The sequence below is a fragment of the Klebsiella grimontii genome (genome assembly GCF_042137965.1).
GTDB classification, from domain to species: Bacteria; Pseudomonadota; Gammaproteobacteria; order Enterobacterales; family Enterobacteriaceae; genus Klebsiella; species Klebsiella grimontii.
In genome coordinates, this window is sequence record NZ_CP169721.1 from 4465251 (window position 1) to 4480951 (window position 15701).

Annotated in this window: 15 protein-coding genes and 1 pseudogene; 7 read left to right on the forward strand and 9 right to left on the reverse strand. The window is 59.5% G+C overall.

Annotation, left to right across the window (positions count from 1 at the left end; translation table 11 throughout):
* Positions 1-33: 33 nt before the first annotated feature.
* Positions 34-1131, forward strand: a complete 1098-nt coding sequence (gene ddlA, locus ACE3MN_RS20960; protein ID WP_375364163.1) for a D-alanine--D-alanine ligase — start codon at positions 34-36, stop codon at positions 1129-1131.
* A gap of 152 nt (positions 1132-1283) precedes the next feature.
* Here ddlA and ACE3MN_RS20965 read toward each other — a convergent pair whose 3' ends face one another.
* Positions 1284-1487: a DUF2754 family protein gene (locus tag ACE3MN_RS20965; RefSeq protein ID WP_004132489.1), complete on the reverse strand. Its 204-nt coding sequence runs from the start codon at positions 1485-1487 to the stop codon at positions 1284-1286.
* A 255-nt stretch (positions 1488-1742) separates the two neighbouring features.
* On the opposite strand from ACE3MN_RS20965, the gene ACE3MN_RS20970 reads away from it, so the two are divergent.
* Complete coding sequence (locus tag ACE3MN_RS20970; RefSeq protein WP_004129576.1) at positions 1743-2045, forward strand: DUF2755 family protein; 303 nt, start codon at positions 1743-1745, stop codon at positions 2043-2045.
* Here ACE3MN_RS20970 and ACE3MN_RS20975 read toward each other — a convergent pair.
* From ACE3MN_RS20975 to ACE3MN_RS20985, 3 genes are all read right to left on the reverse strand, one after another.
* Positions 2042-3148 carry a DUF1615 domain-containing protein gene (locus tag ACE3MN_RS20975; RefSeq protein ID WP_024359080.1) on the reverse strand — a complete coding sequence of 369 codons (1107 nt, stop codon included), beginning with the start codon at positions 3146-3148 and terminating at the stop codon, positions 2042-2044. The genes ACE3MN_RS20970 and ACE3MN_RS20975 overlap by 4 nt on opposite strands.
* A gap of 18 nt (positions 3149-3166) precedes the next feature.
* Positions 3167-4387 carry a peptide antibiotic transporter SbmA gene (gene sbmA / locus ACE3MN_RS20980; RefSeq protein ID WP_004132492.1) on the reverse strand — a complete coding sequence of 407 codons (1221 nt, stop codon included), beginning with the start codon at positions 4385-4387 and terminating at the stop codon, positions 3167-3169.
* 117 nt (positions 4388-4504) lie between these two features.
* A complete protein-coding gene (locus ACE3MN_RS20985) occupies positions 4505-5017 on the reverse strand; it encodes a cysteine hydrolase family protein (RefSeq protein ID WP_176518982.1) in 513 nt (170 codons plus the stop codon).
* Between the two features lie 221 nt (positions 5018-5238).
* On the opposite strand from ACE3MN_RS20985, the gene ampH reads away from it, so the two are divergent.
* Together ampH and hemB are read left to right on the forward strand one after the other, a co-directional pair.
* Positions 5239-6399 (forward strand): D-alanyl-D-alanine-carboxypeptidase/endopeptidase AmpH, encoded by a 1161-nt coding sequence (gene ampH / locus ACE3MN_RS20990; RefSeq protein ID WP_004132496.1) that lies wholly within the window; start codon positions 5239-5241, stop codon positions 6397-6399.
* Positions 6400-6505: 106 nt separating this feature from the next.
* Positions 6506-7480 carry a porphobilinogen synthase gene (hemB, locus tag ACE3MN_RS20995; protein ID WP_004132498.1) on the forward strand — a complete coding sequence of 325 codons (975 nt, stop codon included), beginning with the start codon at positions 6506-6508 and terminating at the stop codon, positions 7478-7480.
* Between the two features lie 85 nt (positions 7481-7565).
* Here hemB and ACE3MN_RS21000 read toward each other — a convergent pair.
* A pseudogene (locus ACE3MN_RS21000) lies at positions 7566-7699 on the reverse strand (transposase); the annotation flags it as partial.
* Positions 7700-7884: 185 nt separating this feature from the next.
* Between ACE3MN_RS21000 and ACE3MN_RS21005 the strand changes: the two are divergent.
* On the forward strand, positions 7885-9603 hold the full coding sequence (locus tag ACE3MN_RS21005; RefSeq protein ID WP_004133711.1) for a lysophospholipid acyltransferase family protein: 1719 nt from the start codon (positions 7885-7887) through the stop codon (positions 9601-9603).
* A gap of 196 nt (positions 9604-9799) precedes the next feature.
* On the opposite strand, the gene tauD is transcribed toward ACE3MN_RS21005, so the two are convergent.
* From tauD to tauA, 4 genes are read right to left on the reverse strand one after another with little or no spacing between them, the layout of a single operon-like run.
* Positions 9800-10651, reverse strand: a complete 852-nt coding sequence (tauD, locus tag ACE3MN_RS21010; protein WP_102649614.1) for a taurine dioxygenase — start codon at positions 10649-10651, stop codon at positions 9800-9802.
* Entirely contained in the window at positions 10648-11475 is an 828-nt protein-coding gene (gene tauC, locus ACE3MN_RS21015) for a taurine ABC transporter permease TauC (protein WP_024359084.1), read from the reverse strand. The genes tauD and tauC overlap by 4 nt, the downstream gene beginning before the upstream one ends.
* On the reverse strand, positions 11472-12239 hold the full coding sequence (gene tauB / locus ACE3MN_RS21020) for a taurine ABC transporter ATP-binding subunit (RefSeq protein ID WP_024359085.1): 768 nt from the start codon (positions 12237-12239) through the stop codon (positions 11472-11474). The genes tauC and tauB overlap by 4 nt, the downstream gene beginning before the upstream one ends.
* An 11-nt stretch (positions 12240-12250) precedes the next feature.
* The gene (gene tauA, locus ACE3MN_RS21025) at positions 12251-13213 is read right to left on the reverse strand and encodes a taurine ABC transporter substrate-binding protein (RefSeq protein ID WP_004129543.1); all 963 of its coding nucleotides are present in this window, start codon (positions 13211-13213) and stop codon (positions 12251-12253) included.
* A gap of 252 nt (positions 13214-13465) precedes the next feature.
* Between tauA and ACE3MN_RS21030 the strand changes: the two genes are divergently transcribed.
* Both ACE3MN_RS21030 and ACE3MN_RS21035 read left to right on the forward strand, forming a co-directional pair.
* Positions 13466-14095: a response regulator transcription factor gene (locus tag ACE3MN_RS21030; protein WP_004133720.1), complete on the forward strand. Its 630-nt coding sequence runs from the start codon at positions 13466-13468 to the stop codon at positions 14093-14095.
* Positions 14095-15636, forward strand: a complete 1542-nt coding sequence (locus ACE3MN_RS21035) for an MASE1 domain-containing protein (RefSeq protein WP_024359086.1) — start codon at positions 14095-14097, stop codon at positions 15634-15636. Before ACE3MN_RS21030 ends, ACE3MN_RS21035 begins: the two co-directional genes overlap by 1 nt.
* Positions 15637-15701 lie beyond the last annotated feature (65 nt).

The following is a 15701-nucleotide window of genomic DNA, read 5'->3' on the forward strand; positions in this document are numbered from 1 at the left end:
ATGCCCTTTGATGTAATCATGATGGAAGTTGAAATGGCTAAGATGAGGGTTGGGATCGTTTTCGGCGGTAAGTCGGCAGAACATGAAGTGTCGCTACAGTCAGCGAAAAATATCGTGGAAGCGATCGATAAAACGCGCTTCGACGTAGTTTTGCTGGGGATTGATAAGCAGGGGCAATGGCATATCAACGACGCCAGCAACTATCTGCTCAATCCGCAGGACCCCGCCCATATTGCCCTGCGCCCATCCGATATTACGCTGGCGCAAATTCCCGGACGCGAAGCGCAGCAGTTGATTAACGCCGATAGCGGCCAGCCGCTGGCGGCCATTGACGTGATCTTCCCGATTGTTCACGGCACCCTTGGGGAAGATGGTTCTCTGCAGGGCATGCTGCGGATGGCCAACCTGCCCTTCGTCGGTTCCGACGTTCTCGGCTCCGCCGCCTGCATGGACAAAGACGTCACCAAACGTCTGCTGCGCGATGCCGGGCTGTCGATTGCGCCTTTTATTACCCTGACCCGCGCCAACCGGAATCAGATGAGTTTTGCCGAGGTGCAGGCGAAGCTGGGCCTGCCGCTGTTCGTCAAACCGGCGAACCAGGGCTCCTCGGTGGGCGTCAGCAAGGTCAACAGCGAAGAGCAGTATCAGCAGGCGGTCGCCCTTGCCTTCGAATTTGACCATAAAGTGGTGGTTGAACAGGGGATTAAAGGGCGCGAGATCGAGTGTGCGGTGCTGGGCAATGATAATCCGCAGGCCAGCACCTGCGGCGAAATCGTCCTCAACAGCGAATTCTACGCCTACGACACCAAGTACATTAACGATCAGGGGGCGAAGGTGGTGGTTCCGGCGGCCATCGACAGCGACGTCAACGATAAAATTCGCCAGATCGCCGTTCGCGCCTATCAGACCCTCGGCTGCAGCGGCATGGCGCGCGTCGATGTCTTCCTGACCGCCGAGAACGACGTGGTGATTAACGAAATCAACACCCTACCGGGTTTCACCAACATCAGCATGTATCCGAAGCTGTGGCAGGCCAGCGGTCTGGACTACACCAGCCTGATTAGCCGCCTGATTGAGCTGGCGCTAGAGCGTCACGCCGCCGATCGCGCGCTGAAAACATCGATGAATTAATCCCGGTAACGGGTTCACCGCCATCTGCCGGCGGTAGCCCGGGTAAGGCGTTTACGCCGCGACCCGGGGAGTGTGCCGGGATTGATGTATCAGCCCGGCCTTTTCCCGGCTCGCGCTGCGCTTAGCCGGGCTACGGCTTCACCGCCTCCGCTTTACGCTTCCTCTGCCGGGCGGCGGCGAATAATAAACCCGGCGATCCAGAAGCTAATCACCCACGTCACTAGCCCAACCGCGTAAGAACGCCAGCCTTCAGTTTCATAGCCGAGCAGCCCGACCACGCCATTCATAATAAAAATTAACCCCAGCGCAACCGCGTAGTAGTGCCAATCGCGGCGGATTTTTTCAGTGAGCTTCATAACCACTCCGACAACAAAAAAAGCATCTTCGCATAGCCGCCACCGCGGGTCTGTAGCCACGTTGAGAATTGTCGCACATTGCGATATCGGTCTAAATTTCACAAATTTGTAGCAAACTCACAACCCGATGAAATCAGGAATATTCCTGGGCGGAAATTACCAGCAATCCGATACTGAAATCCCCCCTTCGTTGCCAGAATAAACCTCTATGTAGCCGTGGAAAAAACGGCAGGCAGGTGAAGTATGGAGGTCAATATGGCAGAGTTCACCTTTGCAAAGACCGTCAACGGCGGCAAAAAGAGGGGCTCTATCACCAGCAGCAACATCGCTTACGCTCTGTTTGTGCTGTTTTGCTTCTGGGCCGGTGCGCAAATGCTGAGTATGCTAATCCACGCGCCGGGGGTTTTTGAGCATCTGATTCAAATGCAGGACAGCAGCCGCCCGCGGGTCGAGATTAGCCTGACGGTCGGTACTCTCTTCGGGCTGATTCCCTTCCTGGCAGGCTGCGTATTAATTGGTATACCAGGGCTGATTTTCCGCTGGCGCAGCCGCCGCTAACGGCGCGCCATACAGCTGGCCCGCCGGTCATCAACGCGTTTAGCAAACCAGGCGGTCGTCAGATTACGGGTAATTTTCGGGCTCTCTAGCTGAATGCCCGGCAGCACTTCCCGCGGTAGCGTTTTACCGGCTTTTTTATCGGCAATGCGAAACACTTTTTTATAGAGTTCGCTCTCTTCAAACGCCAGGGTATCGCCCTTTTTCAACTGACGATGGATATCGTCATCGCTCATCGCCAGCTGTGAGGATAAACGGCGCACCGCCAGTTCGGTGGTTCCGGCCTCGTCGCTATCGTAACGAATTAAATCGCCATCCAGCGCCAGCTTCACGCCGGTCGCCCTGGAGACCGCATTCTGGAACGCGGCGTTGCGGCTGGCGTACCATCCGGCGTTGAAATCGGCAAAACGGTACAGCGGCACGCTGTAGTTCGCCGGATAGTTCAACAGATGATAAGTGCCAAACCACAGACCGCCGCGCAGGCTGAACACCTCCTGGCGCACGGTACCGTCGATTTTCCACGGATAGCCGTCGGTATGCTGCTCGGCGAAGGCGATGCTGACCTGCATCGGGCCGCCGGTATGCACCGGGTTCAGGGAGCCGAACAGCTTCTGCCCCATCGGCACCATACCGATAAAATCATCGAAAATCGCGCTCAGCTGCTTTTCGGTTTTCACGCTGTCCAGGCGTTCGCTATAGCTTTTGCCGTTGGGCGACTTGATTTTCAGCGCGGTATGCACCAGAAAAACCGGGATATGCATTTTCTCCGCCCGGCGGTCTATCTCCTGCCAGGCGATTTTGTTTAGCCCGGGCACCGCCGGGTCCGACTGATAGTTGGACTCCTGCTGCGCCACCGCCAGCACCGAACAGACATTCTCTTCCGTCGGCGCCAACTTCTGGCTGGCGAAGGTTTTGGCGATGGCCTGCGCCCAGGCCTCGCGATCTTTGACGCTGGCGGGCATTTTCTGCCGCACCACCGCGGCAACATCAATCGGCTTTTCGCCCTCCTTCAGCACCGGCTCCGGCTTGCTGGAACAGGCGCTGAGAACCAACCCGGCCACTAGCGTCAGGGTGAGCGAAACAAAACGAGATGATGCTACGGCCATATTTCTTCCTTGCAATGGTTAACTTAATGTTTGGGTCACTTCCAGCAGCTCTTTGCCATCCAGTTCGCGTTCAAAGCTGCGCAGACGTTTGTAGATGGACATCAGCTCAACCAGCGTAGTCCAGGAGCTAATCAGATACTGGAACGAACCGCGAACCTGGCCAAAGACGTTGGTTATCTGAGTCATCAGGCCCAGCGTAATCGTACCGGCAACAATCGACGGAAACAGCAGGAACAAACCGAAAACGTTATCGACCTGAAGATAAAGAATACGGGCGATATTGAAATACATGTAGTGGAAATAGAGGCGGAAATAGTTGCGGCGCACGGCGCCAAAGAGCTCACGCACCGTCGGCGGCGTCGCGCGGCTGGCGTCATCCTCGCCGTACACCAGCTCTTTACGATAGGCGGCCTCGACGCGCTGGTTTTTAAATTCCAGCCCGGGCAGCTTGATTCCCACCACCGCCAGCAGGCCGGTGCCCATTAACGACCAGACGATCGCGGCAATCACCAGGCCGTAAGGCAGATGGCCGACAATCGGTAAATCCGGGACGTGCGCGGAGAGCGTCACCAGCACCGGCAGGAAGGCGATAAGCGTCATCACCGCGTTAAGGAAGCTGACGCCCATGCTCTCCAGGGTGGAAGCAAAGCGCATGGTATCTTCCTGCACACGCTGCGCGGCGCCTTCGATATGGCGCAGATGCTGCCAGTGCGCCATATAGTGTTCGTTCATGGCGGTACGCCAGCGGAAAACGTAGTGGCTGACGAAGAAGTTGTTCATCACCCCGATAATCACCGCGATAAGCGCGATGCCGAGAAAGATGCCAATCTCATGATAAAACTGGTTAATGCTGACCTTATGCGGCGTCGCCAGCGCGGCCTGAATAAGATCGTAGAACGGGGCGTACCAGGCGTTGATCGCCACCCCGACCTCCACCAGAAACCAGGTGACGAAAATAATCAGCGAGGTACCGAGGATCGACCAGTACTGCCAGCGGTGGGGGCTGTAGATAAACCAAAAGAGGGCGAAAACGCCCACGCAGAACACATAAAAGGCGTAGAACACCAGATAGTTAAGCGACCAAAAGCGCGCCGCGCTAATCGCCACATCCTGGGATGCGCCGGTGGCCCGCAGCAGCCAGTCGCCGCCGCCCGCCTGCCAAAAGATCACCGCCAGCAGCGACCAGATAAAGGCAGAAATAAAAAACGGCCCCGGTTTGGGGAAAAAGGATTTAAACATCATGCTCTCCTGCTAACTTCTTTTTCATTTTGCTGTGCTGTGTACCACAAAAACGCCCGCCGCAAAGCCGTCGCAGCGAAGCAAAGTGGGCGGATGATGAGACCGGATATCAGCGGCTTAGTTCGCCGACCATCCGTTCAGAATTGTTTCTGTCGATTTCACCTGTAAAGGATTGCCCGGAACGGTCAGCGTACGCCACACTTCGTTGTAGTGGGCGATCAGCGTGACGGCCTGCGCCGCCGGGCGGTTGGCGGTAGTATGGGCATCTTCAGCGACGGTAATCGCATAGCCCCGGCTGGCGCCGTTTTTGATGGTGGTATCTACGCAGTAGTCGGTGGCGCAGCCGCAAATCACAAACTGCGTGATGTGATGCTCGCGCAGCACCGCTTCCAGACGGGTGCGGTAAAAGGCGTCGCAGGCGGTCTTGGTCACAAACAGCGCGCCAGCGGGTTGGTGCAGTTCGGGCAGCAATGCAAAACCTTCGCTCCCCTCCTCCAGACCGCCCTCTTCGCAGTGCTGGATGAAGACAACGGTATCCGCGGCGTCTATCAGGCGGTTGATTTGCGCCGCGCAGCGCTCGCGCTCAATACGCGGCGTCGTGAAAACGCCGTTTTGCATATCCACTACCATCACTACCCGTTTCGCCGCCATCGTCTCTTGCCACCCATCTTAAGCCAAAACGATCATCATACGCGCCCGCGGGCGAAAGCCGCTATCCGAAAGCTTAAAAAAGGTTTTTTTACGCCAGGTTACGTTTTTCCGCACAGAATGGCGTTATTAGCGCTTTGCTCGGCGGCGCTTCGTAGTATAAATACGCTCTATATTTTTCTTCACCATGATGGATGTCCCCGTTGAAACGTAGTCTGCTCATTTTTGCTGCGCTGTGCGCGGCGTCGTTGACATCGGCGCAGGCCGCGCAGCCGAGCGTCGACCCGGAATTCGCCGCCGATGTTGTCGACCGTTACGCTAACCATATCTACTACGGCAGCGGCGCGACCGGTATGGCGCTGGTGGTTATCGATGGTAACCAGCGCGTATTTCGCAGCTTCGGCGAAACGCGCCCGGGCAATAATGAGCACCCGCAGCTCGATTCGGTGATCCGCATCGCCTCCCTGAGCAAGCTGATGACCAGCGAAATGCTGGTCAAACTTCTCGATCAGGGCGTCGTTAAGCTCAACGATCCGCTGAGCAAATACGCCCCGCCGGGCGCGCGGGTGCCGACATATCAGGGAGCGCCCATCACGCTGGTGAATCTGGCGACCCATACCAGCGCCCTGCCGCGCGAACAGCCCGGCGGCGCGGCGCACCGGCCGGTGTTCGTCTGGCCGACGCGCCAGCAGCGCTGGAACTGGCTCACCACGGCGACGTTAAAAACCGCGCCGGGTTCGCAGGCCGCCTATTCCAATCTGGCGTTCGATTTACTGGCCGATGCGCTCTCTACCGCCGCGGGCAAGCCTTATCCGCAGCTGTTTGAAGAGCAGATCACCCGCCCGCTGGGGATGAAAGACACGACCTTTACGCCGTCTCCCGATCAGTGCCGACGCCTGATGATTCCGGAGAAAGGGGCCAGCCCGTGCAACAATACCCTGGCGGCCATCGGCAGCGGCGGCGTTTACTCCACGCCTGGCGATATGATGCGCTGGATGCAGCAGTTCCTCTCTTCCGATTTCTTCACCCGCGGGCAGCAGGCGGACCGGATGCAGACGCTGATCTATCAACGCAGCCAGCTGACGAGGGTGATCGGGATGGACGTGCCGGGCAAAGCCGATGCGCTGGGCCTCGGCTGGGTCTACATGAAGCCGAAGAACGGCCAGCCGGGCATCATTCAGAAAACCGGCGGCGGCGGCGGTTTTATCACCTATATGGCGATGAACCCGCAGGCTAACGTCGGCGCCTTCGTGGTGGTAACCCGCTCGTCATTGACGCGTTTCAATAATATGAGCGACGGGATCAACGAGCTGGTCAGCGAATTAAGCGGCGTCCGCCCGGTGATGGAAACCGCCAGCCAGTAGCCTTGTGGGATGTTTTACCGACGATGGATAAGGATCGTTTTGGCGAAACATCCCGCCGCCAATTGAGGTAAACTCGCTTTTTTCATTTCACAAAATCAGGCAAACCATGACAGATTTAATCACTCGCCCACGCCGCCTGCGCAAGTCCGCTTCGCTACGCGCCATGTTTGAAGAGACAACACTGAGTTTGAACGACCTGGTGTTGCCGATCTTTGTTGAAGAAGAAATCGATGATTATAAAGCCATCGAAGCCATGCCCGGCGTGATGCGTATTCCGGAAAGACACCTGGCGCGCGAAATCGAGCGCATTGCCAACGCCGGTATCCGTTCGGTGATGACCTTCGGGATTTCCCATCATACCGATGCCGTTGGCAGCGATACCTGGAACGAAAACGGCCTGGTGGCGCGCATGTCCCGTATCTGTAAAGAGGCGGTGCCGGAGATGATCGTGATGTCCGACACCTGCTTCTGCGAATACACCTCCCACGGCCACTGCGGCGTGCTGTGCGACCACGGCGTCGATAACGATTTAACCCTTGCCAACCTCGGTAAGCAGGCGGTGGTCGCCGCTGCCGCAGGCGCCGATTTTATCGCTCCTTCCGCGGCGATGGACGGCCAGGTGCAGGCTATTCGCCAGGCGCTGGACGCCGCCGGATTTACCGATACGGCGATTATGTCCTACTCCACCAAGTTCGCTTCATCGTTCTATGGTCCGTTCCGCGAAGCCGCGGGCACCGCGCTGAAAGGCGATCGTAAAACCTATCAGATGAGCCCGATGAACCGCCGCGAAGCGATTCGCGAATCGCTGCTGGACGAAGCCCAGGGCGCCGACTGCCTGATGGTCAAACCGGCCGGTCCGTATCTCGATATCCTGCGCGATCTGCGCGAGCGCACCAACCTGCCGCTGGGCGCGTACCAGGTGAGCGGTGAATACGCGATGATTAAGTTCGCCGCCCAGGCCGGCGCTATCGATGAAGAGAAAGTGGTGCTGGAAAGCCTCGGCGCGATCAAACGCGCCGGCGCGGATCTGATCTTCAGCTACTTCGCTCTCGATCTGGCCGAAAAGAAAATCCTGCGTTAGTTTAGCTCCCCGGGCTACGGGCTTACAGCTATCTGTGGGCTGGTAGCCCGGACAGGCGCAACGCGCCGCCTCCGGGAAAGTCACTTTAACGACGCTCGCCGCGCAATAACTCCTTCACCTCTCCCCCCAATCAATCGGATACAAACTACGGCTTACATCGCGATGAAAGGTTGAATAGGGCCAATCCCGTACCTGACTTACCCACCCGTGCTTAACCGGAGTGCAATCTGGAAACGCGTTCGCAACTTTCCGGCTTCGGCCTTCCCGGAGGCGGCGCTGCGCGCCTGTCCGGACTACCTGCTACCAGCCTCCGCGGTTCCCGCCAATCCCAAATCTTCACCCAACTGTAATCTGAGCGACATCTGCGCCTTCTACTGTCTGGGCAGGACGGAGGAGGTGCCGCTATGTTTAGTCTCGACAATGTTATCGATGACCTGTGGCCTCAGGCAAAGCCAGCCCCCTGGCAGAAAAAGGTGCTGAAAAAGCTCCTGCATGAGGAAGAGTTTCAGCAGTTTGCCGCGCGTCATCATCACCTGAAAGGACTGGATACGGTCGAACAGGTGCTCGAACATCTCAATATTCGCTGTGCTATCCCGGCGCACGATCTCGAACAAATCCCTGAATATGGCCCGCTGGTCATTATCGCCAACCACCCTACCGGTACCCTCGATGGCCTGGCCCTGCTCTATGCGGTCTCCCGCGTGCGCCGCGACGTTAAAGTGGTCACCAACCGCATGCTGACCCACCTTGAACCGCTGAGCTCGCTGTTTATTCCGGTCGATAATATCAACGGCCGAACCGCCAAAGCGGCGCTGCAGCAGATGGACCAGCAGCTGCAAAACGGCGGCGTGCTGATTTTCTTCCCGGCAGGCGAAGTTTCACGCCTCACCCGACGCGGCATTCGCGATAAAAAATGGCACTCCGGATTTATTAAGCTGGCGGCGAAATATCGCGCCCCGCTGCTGCCGGCGTGGATCCGCGCGCGCAACAGCGCGCTGTTTTACGCCAGCACGTTGATTTCCGATAGCTTGCCGCTGCTGCTGCTGATGCAGCAAATGTTTCGTCGCCGCAACGGCAGCCTGCCGGTTAATTTCGGCCAACAGATTGCCTGGTCAAGCTGGTTCGATCCCCAGCGCTCTACGCGCGAGCTGACCGAGCGCTGCTATCACCACCTGCAACTGCTTTCAAAGGGGCAGCCCGGCGTATTTAAAAGCGAAAGCGCTATCGCCCGTCCCGAAGACCGCGCCCTGCTCAAGCGCGAACTGGGCCGGGCGGAAACCCTGGGGCGCACGGCGGACGGCAAAGTGATTTATCTCTGGCAGCGCCACGGCCAGGAAGATGCGCCGGTGCTGCGCGAACTGGGCCGCCTGCGGGAAATCGCCTTTCGCGCGGTGGGGGAAGGCAGCGGCAAACGACGCGACGTTGACGGCTATGACGACGACTATCTGCATCTGATTCTGTGGGATGAAGCAGACCTTGAAATCGTCGGCGCCTACCGCTTTATGCCGACCGCGATGCAGCTGGCAAAGCGCGGCCTGAACGGCATCTACAGCTACAGCCTGTTCCATTACGACGCGCGGATGGACGATATTCTGCAACACGGTATCGAGCTGGGGCGCAGCTTTATCCAGCCGCGCTACTGGGGCCGCCGCGGGCTGGACTACCTGTGGTCCGGCATCGGCGCGTATCTGGCGCGCTATCCGCACTATCGCTATCTGTTCGGCCCGGTGTCGATTTCCGGCGGGCTGCCGCCGTCGGCGCGCGATCTGCTGGTCGCGTTCTATCGACTGTGGTTCCCGGCGACGCATCCGCTGGCGGAGTCGCGCCGCCCTTATCCAGCCTCGCTGCCCGATGTGCTGGCGCAGTTTGGCGGAGAAGATTACAACGACGATCTGGCGCGGCTGAAGTCCCTGCTCGGCAACCTCGGCTGCGCGATCCCGCCGCTGTATAAGCAGTATTCAGAAGTCTGCGAGCCGGGCGGCGTGCAGTTTATCGATTTCGGCAGCGATCCGGATTTCAACAACTGCGTGGATGGGCTGGTGCTGGTGGATTTGACCTATCTGAAGGCCAACCGCTATCAGCGCTATATTGGCGCGCATTTGGACGCGCAAAAATCGGCATAAAAGCCTTTTCCCGGAGGCGGCGCGTTTATCGTAGGTTGTATCCCGGCTTGCGGCGCATTGCGCCTTAGCCGGGCTACGGATTTACAGCGTTCTGCGGACCGATAGCCCGGACAAGGCGCGTCATGCGCCGCCTCCGGGAAGCCGCGCGCAATACCGCTTCCGCTTTTCTCCGCGGCGCGCGGCCGGGCTACACCCATTACCCCGCCCGGTAATAGGGTTTATCCCCGAGAATCGTCGCCCGATGCATAATGCGCCGCTGCGGCAGGTAATCGGCGTTGGCGTAGTGCTGGGTGACGCGGTTATCCCAAATCGCCACGTCGTTCGGCTGCCAGCGCCAGCGTACCTGGAAGTCCGGTTTAGTGACGTGAGCAAACAGGAAGCCGAGCAGCGCCTCGCTCTCTTTCTCCGTCACGTCGACGATGCGGGTAGTAAAGCCCTCATTGACAAACAGCGCCTGCTTCCCGGTCACCGGATGGGTGCGCACCACCGGATGCAGCAGCGGCGGATTTTTCGCCACCGCCTCCAGCCAGCGCTGATGCTCCTCTTCGCTTTTGCGGTATTTGTACTCCTGAAACGATTTGCGGAAATCATGCTCCGCGCGCAGGCCGCTTAACAGCTGGCGCAAAGGCACGGAGAGCGCCTCATACGCCGCAATGCCGCTGGTCCACAGGGTATCGCCGCCGGTCGAAGGCAGCTCTTTTGCCGCGAGGATCGCCCCGGCGGGCGGCGTGTCAATAAAGGTGACATCGGTGTGCCAGTTATCGTTATCCGGCGGATTATCGTCGTGGGTATCGAGAACGATAATCTCATCCACGCCGGGCGCGTGCGGATAGACCGGATGAATATGCAGGTCGCCAAAGCGCAGGGCGAGATCGCGCTGCTGCTCGGGAGTGATGTTCTGCTCGCGCAGGAACACCACCTGATGGCGCAGCACCGCGTGATACAGCTGCTCAAACTGGTTGTCGCTCAGCGGGCGGGTGATGTCGACGCCGGATACCTGCGCGCCAATATACGGCCCCAGCGGGGTAATGCTTAAACGTTCGCTCATTGTACTTCTCCATGCCAGGGCGTCAGGCGACGCTGCAGCGCGCGCAGCCCCAGTTCCAGTAAAAAAGCGATGATGGCAATCACCGCGATGCCGGCCAGCACCACATCGGTGGCGAGGAACTCACCGGCGGACTGCACCATAAAACCTAACCCGCGGGTGGCGGCAATCAGCTCCGCGGCCACCAGCGTCGACCAGCCCACGCCAAGCCCAATACGCAGGCCGGTGAGGATCTCCGGCAGCGCGCCGGGCAGGATCACCAGCCACAGCACCTGCGCCCGGCTGGCGCCTAAAGCCTGCGCGGCGCGAATGCGCACCTGCTGGGCGCTCTTCACCCCCGCCAGCGCCGACATCGCCACCGGCGCGAATATCGCCAGGTAGATCAGCAGGATCTTCGAGGTCTCGCCGATGCCAAACCAGATCACCATCAGCGGTAAATAGGCCAGCGGCGGCACCGGGCGATAAAGCTCGATCAGCGGGTCGAGGATCCCGCGCACCGTGGGGCTCAGCCCCATGGCGATCCCCACCGGCACGCCGAGCAGCACCGCCGCCAGCAGCGCGATGACGATACGCGTCAGGCTCGCCGCCAGGTGCTGCCAGAGGGTGGCGTCCATAAAGCCCTGCGGACCGGCAATAGCGATCAGTTTCTGCCATACCTGCCCCGGCGGCGGCAGAAACAGCGGACTAATCAACTGCAGGGCGGCAACGGCCCACCAGATAGCCAGCAGTACCGCCAGGGTCGCCACGCTCAGGCTGAGCTGACGCGAGAGCGGCCAGCGCCACTTCAGTCCCCGCTGACGCGGTTTGTCATTGATGACCACGCTCATGAGAAAGCCTCCCGTTGTTCAAATACCCGGCTGAGGACGTATTCGCGCTGTTCGATAAACCGCGGGTCCGATTTAATGCTGCGGCAGGATTCCCCGGCGACGAAGCGGCGGCCAAAATCGAGGGACAGCCGTTCGAGCACGCGCCCCGGCCCCGGCGAGAGCAGTACCAGTTCGGTGGCCATAAACACCGCCTCTTCGATATCGTGGGTGATCAGCAGTACCTTCTTACCGGTCTCATGCCACAGGCTAAGCAACAGGGTTTGCATCTGCTCGCGGGTAAAGGCATCCAGCGCGCCAAAGGGCTCGTCGAGCAGCAGCAGCTGCGGATTTGCCGCCAGCGCGCGGGCAATGCCGACCCGCTGACGCTGGCCACCGGAGAGCTGCCAGATAAAGCGTTTTTCCGCCCCTTCAAGGCCCACTTTTTTCAGCATCCGCGCGGCGGTTGCCCGGCGCTGCGTTTTGTCGACCCCGGCCAGCTGCAGCCCGAGCGCGACGTTATCCTGCACGTTGCGCCACGGCAGCAGCCCTTCATGCTGAAAGACCACGCCGCGATCGGCTCCCGGTCCTTCAACCCGCTGGCCTTCGAGGGTGATGCTGCCGTGCTGATAAGGCACGAATCCGGCAATCAGGTTTAGCAGCGTGGTTTTACCGCAGCCGGAGGGCCCCAGCACCACCAGCAGTTCGCCGCTGTCCAGCGTCAGGTTGATATCCGCCAGCGCTGGTTTACCGCCGTAGTCGGCGGAAAGATGCGAGATTTGCAGCATCATGACCTCCTTTACTTCACAAAACGGTCGGTAACGTACTGGCTGTAGTCGCTGCCGGCGGCGGGTACTTTGCCCTGCTCTTTAAGGAACTTCGCGGTGTCGATGATGGCTTTATTCACCGGCCCGTTCAGCTCCTGCGCCTGCTGGGCGGCGGTCAGGTAGGTATTGCCTTTCACCAGCCCCGGCACGTCGGCTTCCGGTACGCCGCTTAAGCGCGCCAGCTTGCTGATGTTTTCCGGCTGCTTCAGCCATTCGTCCGGGTTGGCGATATAGGGTTGCTGCGCGTCAATGGCGCTTTTGGCGAAGGCTTTGACAATGTCAGGATGCTTTTCGGCAAAGTCTTTGCGTACTACCCACACGTCCAGCGTCGGCGCGCCCCACTCGCCCACCTGCGACGAGTCGGTGAGAACCGTGCCCTCTTTTTCCAGCGCGTTAACCGCTGGCGCCCAGACGTAGGCGCCGTCAATGTCGCCGCGCTGCCAGGCGGCGATAATCGCCGGCGGCTGCAGGTTAAGGATCTGCACCTGGCCCGGTTTAATCCCCCAGTGCTTCAGCGCCGACAGCAGGCTGTAGTGGGTGGTGGAGATAAAAGGAACGGCGATGCGTTTGCCGATCAGGTCCTGCGGTTTGGTGATGCTCTTCTTCACCACCAGCGCTTCGGAGTTACCGAGCTTTGAGGCCAGCAGAAACACTTCAATCGGCACCTGCTGGGTGGCGGCGACCGCCAGCGGGCTGGAGCCGAGGTTGCCGATCTGCACGTCGCCGGAAGCCAGCGCCCGCACGATGCTCGCGCCGCTGTCAAACTTGCGCCAGTCGACGGTCGCCCCGCTGGCTTTAGCGAAAGTGTTGTCCGCCTGGGCGACTTTCGCCGGCTCGGCGGAGGTCTGGTACGCCACGGTGACGTTGACCGCCTGGGCCTGAAATGCCGCCAGCGCCAGCGCGGCAATGAGTGTGATACGCGATGATAGTGCCATAGTGTCTGCTTCCCATAGTTGTTATGGGTGCAGTATTTCCGGCGCGATGCGTTTGATGAAGTAATTAAAAATTCTTGCTAAGAACAAAGCGTTTTTAGAAAAAAAATGGCAATGGTTAGTTAATTTTCACAAAAACCGCGACCTGGCTTTTATTGCGATTCTGTTACTTGGATTGCATAACTGCGCCTGATTGATTGCCAGCGCAGCGGCGGCAGGCATCATAGAACCATGATGCGCTAAGAGAGAAGAAACATGATTCGAGTGGTGCTGGTCGATGACCATGTGGTGGTGCGTTCAGGCTTTGCGCAGTTACTCAGCCTCGAAGAAGATCTCGAGGTGGTTGGCCAGTTCAGCAGCTCGGCGCAAGCCTGGCCGGCGCTGCTGCGCGACGATGTCGACGTGGCGGTCATGGATATCGCCATGCCGGATGAGAACGGCCTGAGCCTGCTAAAGCGCCTGCGCGCGCAAAAGCCGCAGTTCCGCGCCATCATTCTCAGTATTTACGACACCCCCACCTTCGTGCAGAGCGCGCTTGATGCCGGCGCCAGCGGCTATCTGACCAAACGCTGCGGCCCGGAGGAGCTCGTGCAGGCGGTGCGTTCCGTCGGTATGGGCGGACACTACCTGTGCGCCGATGCGCTGCGGGCGCTGCGCGGCGGAGAGCAACCGGCGCAGGTGCTGGAGGTGCTCACCCCGCGTGAACGCGAAGTCTTTGATTTGCTGGTTAAAGGCGACAGCGTCAAGGAGATCGCCTTCAAGCTCGAGCTCAGCCATAAGACGGTGCACGTCCATCGCGCCAACGTGCTGGGCAAACTGCAGTGTCACAGCACCATTGATCTGGTCCATTTCGCCCTCGACCACCAGCTGCTGGCGGGTCATTAATGTCGCGCAGCCTTCGCCACGGGGTGATTTCGCTGTTCATCGTGCTGGCCTGGGGAAGCGGCTGGCTAATGCTGTGGACGCTCGGGTTTTACCTGACCCATAACGGCCAGCAGGCGGCGCTGTTCCTGCCGCACGGCGTCTATCTGGCGCTGCTGATCCTGCTTTCGCGCCGCTACTGGCCCGCGCTGGCGCTGCCTCCCATGCTGATGCTGCTCTGGCTGCACGGCGAACAGCTGCTGAACGGCTATCTTCTGCTGGCCGCGCCCTTGATCGGCCTGCTCCCCGCCGGCATCGCCCAGCAGTTCTGGCACCGCTTTCCCCTTTACTGGCAGCGGCTGACGCTGCTGCTGGCCACGGTTACCGCCAGCGCATTACTCAACACCGCCCTGCTGTCGCCGTTTGTGAAAAGCCCGGCGATGATGCTCGGCCTGGCCTCGTTTACCGGCGGCGTGCTGCTGACGCCGTTTGTCTATCTGATCTTTGAATTCCTGCGCCAGCAGCACCGCTACCACCTGCTGGGGCTGGATACCAACAATCCGCCGCTGCGCACCTCGCTGATCATCTGGTGCAGCCTGTTCTTTATCATCGGTATCGGCACCCAAATGGTGCTGTCGCCGGAAATCGAGCGCCTGCTGCTGATTGTGGTATTTCTGCCTAACGTGGTGATGGCGTGGAAGTTCGGCTGGCAGGGCGGCGTCCTCTCCGGCCTGCTGGGTAGCATGATGATCACCATCGCCCGCCAGGTTGGCGTTGGATTCAGCAATCTGGTGGAGCTGGAGATTTTTCTGGCCACCCAGGCGTTGCTCGGCATCGGGCTGGGGATTGCCATCAGCCGCCAGCAGCACCTCGCGCAAAACCTGCACCACTATCGCCAACGGCTGGAAGCGGAGCTGGCGGCGCGGCGGGCGCTGGCCGAAAAGCTGATCCATACCGAAGAGGATACGCGCAAAAGCCTGGCGCGCGAGCTGCACGATGAAATCGGCCAGAATATTACCGCCATTCAGATCCAGTCGCAGCTGGTAAAGCGGGCGCGCGATCCGGCGCAAACTCAGGCCGCCGCCAGCCAGATTAACGATCTCGCCCGACGCATTCACCACTCCACCCGCCAGCTGCTGCGCCAGCTGCGCCCTCCGGCCCTCGATGAGCTGTCGTTTAAAGAGGCGCTGCACCATCTGCTCAATGAGTTTGCCTTTGCCGAGCGCGGTATCCGCTGCCGCTTTGACTACCGGCTCACCGCCACGCCGGAGAGCGAAACGGTACGCTTCACCCTCTATCGGCTGCTGCAGGAGCTGCTTAATAACGTCTGTAAGCACGCCGACGCCAGCGAAGTCGCCATTGCCCTGTTTCAGCAGGGCGCGCTGCTGCGCCTGGAGGTAAAAGACAACGGCATCGGACTTCGCGCCGACCAAATGGCCGGCTTCGGCATTCAGGGCATGCGTGAACGGGTCAGCGCCCTCGGCGGAGAGCTGACGCTGGAGTCGCAGCGCGGCACACGCGTAATTGTTAACTTGCCCACAAATTTGCAACAAACAGCCAGCTAACCAGGAAAAAGTCTTAGTCACTGCGGACTTTCTCTCATCCCCTTTCGATTTCACTTTCATATAGT